3 protein-coding genes are annotated in these 2420 nt (G+C 36.8%); 1 reads left to right on the top strand and 2 read right to left on the bottom strand.

The features are described 5' to 3' along the window. Positions 1-120: 120 nt before the first annotated feature. Entirely contained in the window at positions 121-1215 is a 1095-nt protein-coding gene (locus K2N75_RS08575) for a methyl-accepting chemotaxis protein (protein ID WP_300120353.1), read from the top strand. Positions 1216-1382: 167 nt separating this feature from the next. On the opposite strand, the gene K2N75_RS08570 is transcribed toward K2N75_RS08575, so the two are convergent. Together K2N75_RS08570 and hypB are read right to left on the bottom strand one after the other, a co-directional pair. Further along, positions 1383-1646: a HypC/HybG/HupF family hydrogenase formation chaperone gene (locus K2N75_RS08570; RefSeq protein WP_300120351.1), complete on the bottom strand. Its 264-nt coding sequence runs from the start codon at positions 1644-1646 to the stop codon at positions 1383-1385. Next, positions 1624-2316 carry a hydrogenase nickel incorporation protein HypB gene (hypB, locus tag K2N75_RS08565; protein WP_300120349.1) on the bottom strand — a complete coding sequence of 231 codons (693 nt, stop codon included), beginning with the start codon at positions 2314-2316 and terminating at the stop codon, positions 1624-1626. The genes K2N75_RS08570 and hypB overlap by 23 nt, the downstream gene beginning before the upstream one ends. Between the last annotated feature and the right edge of the window lie 104 nt (positions 2317-2420).

The following is a 2420-nucleotide window of genomic DNA, read 5'->3' as shown; positions in this document are numbered from 1 at the left end:
GTTTAAATAGAGATTAATATTTTTTATAATTTTTTAATTTAATTAGCTATAAAATTTTAATAAAAGTTTTTGAAAAGATTTTCGTAAAATAAAAATCAACTTAAAGAGTTAGGAGAGAATATGTTTGGTAGTCAGTATAAAGAACAATTGCATCGTGCTTTAGAGGAAAATAAGCTTTTAAAAGAGAAACTCCAAGAAGCAAAAAAGCACAACGAGGAATTACACGCAAAGCTTCAAGAATATTCAGAAGAAGCGCAAACAGATGACAAAAGCGGAACTTTCAAAGATATGACTTTGGCACTTGCAAATGGTTGCGGTAAAAATTTAAAGATTTTACAAGATGACTTTGCAAAAACCGTGGATTTATTGCGCTCTGCAAAATCTATTGCAGCAGACAATAAGAAAAATTCTATTGAGATTCAAAATATTTTAGCAGAAGGCTTGTCTAATATGACTGCAAAGCTTTCCGAATTTAATACAATGGTTACCCAAGTGCAAAACGACTTTACCGCGATTTCAAGTGTCATTGCACTGATTACAGATATTTCAGACCAAACCAATTTGCTTGCTCTTAATGCTGCGATTGAAGCAGCGCGTGCAGGAGAACACGGAAGAGGATTTGCTGTCGTAGCTGATGAGGTGCGCAAGCTTGCAGAGCGCACACAAAAAGCGACTAAAGAAATTGAAATGAATATCCAAGTTGTTCAACAAAATTTCTCTGAAGTGCAAACGAATTCTGATGAAATTATTAAAGAAATGGAGCAACTAGGCACGCAAAACGAAGTATTAGAACACATCAATCAATCTGCAGAACAAATCTATGTAGATACAGACAAAATTCTCACAATTACCTTTGTTGGTTTGATTAAGCTAGACCACTTGTTTTTCAAAATCAATGGGTATCGTGCAATTTTCAATGAGGATATGGAAGCGAAGTTTGCAGGGCATCACGACTGCCGTTTAGGTAAATGGTATGATACAGGAACGGGCAAACAACTCTTCTCACAATATGCAAGTTATCCTAAAATTGAACCACCACATCAGGGAGTCCATGATAATATCATTGCAGGACACGCATTAATGGTTACACACGGAAATGCACACGACTGCTTAGAGGAGATTTATAAATACTTCCAAGCAGCAGAATTGGCAAGTGATGATGTTGTGAAATATTTAGATGGATTGGCAGAGGAAAAATTAGCGACTTTAGTATAGGTTAAAATTTATTACAAAATGCACGAAAAAGTGCAACCAAAGGCACACAAGGGATTTTTTTCTATTCCTTGCCTAGCTACAAGCAAAACAATCCACAATCTTGCATAAAAATAGATTACCGCAGCCCTAAAGGGTTTTGCAATGACGAATCAATCCCACGCAATAAACTATTGCATAGATTCTCTGAGTTCCTTTTCCTCTTCCTCAAGCGTTTGGATAATTTCTGTATAAGTTTCCAATGAAAGCTTGGCTTGTTCCTCATCAATCTTGCCCATAACATAACCGATATGCAATAATACATAATCTCCGATATGGATTTCTTCGCTCATCAAATCCAAGCTTGCCTCACGCGTTACACCCAATGTATCCAATGTCGCGGTATTGTTGGTAGTATCAATCGCAACGACTTTAGAAGGTATGGCTAGACACATAATTTCTCTCCTTGTTTTGTTGTAAAAATGCACAAAATTTACGTTGAGATTCTATATCTTTGGAGGAGATTAAAAACAATGGAATCTCTTTTTTGAGCTTTTTTAAATCCTCTTTTACTTGGGAAACTTTGAAGTCAAATACTTCTATCAAATCCGCTTTAGAAAGGATTACCGCATCAGCACATAAGAAAATTGTAGGATATTTTAAAACCTTGTCGTCTCCCTCTGGAGTGGAAAGCAAGACGATATTCATATTTGCGCCTAAGTCGTAGCTCGCAGGGCAAACGAGATTACCGACATTTTCTATAAATAAAAAGTCCTTAAACTCCCCCTGTATGCGCAATTTTTCTAAAGATTCCTGCACCATTGCCGCTTCTAAGTGGCACGCATCGCCTGTGGTGATTTGGTGGGCATTGACTCCATAGGCTTGGAGACGCTCGGCATCACGATTGGTCTGCAAATCCCCTTCTATGACGCTAAATTCTAGCAATTTGTTTTTGGCAATATTTTCCAAAAGCGTTGTTTTGCCGCTACCGGGTGAGCTCATAAGGTTGAGGACAAAAAGATTTTCTTTTGCATAGATTTTTCGCAATTCCCTTGCGACTTTGTCGTTTTTGGACAGAATCCTTTGTCCTACTTCTACGCTTTTGAGATTCTTTTGCGATTCCATTTTCAAGCCTTTTATTTTTGGTGCATTGTAGCTAAAATTATCCATAACAAGGTTAAATTTCAGAATCTTAAACCATTTTTGACAACAAATGCGTTATATTTGCA

This window comes from Helicobacter sp., assembly GCF_029067145.1.
Taxonomy (GTDB): domain Bacteria; phylum Campylobacterota; class Campylobacteria; order Campylobacterales; family Helicobacteraceae; genus Helicobacter_D.
Note: the sequence above shows the minus strand (reverse complement) of the source record. Positions and strands in the feature narration are given on the sequence as shown.

Bases quoted from the DNA above. Each gene is read 5' to 3' on its own strand.
- K2N75_RS08575 (WP_300120353.1), top strand. From the start codon at position 121: ATGTTTGGTAGTCAGTATAAAGAACAATTGCATCGTGCTTTAGAGGAA.
- K2N75_RS08570 (WP_300120351.1), bottom strand. From the start codon at position 1,646: ATGTGTCTAGCCATACCTTCTAAAGTCGTTGCGATTGATACTACCAAC.
- hypB (WP_300120349.1), bottom strand. From the start codon at position 2,316: ATGGAATCGCAAAAGAATCTCAAAAGCGTAGAAGTAGGACAAAGGATT.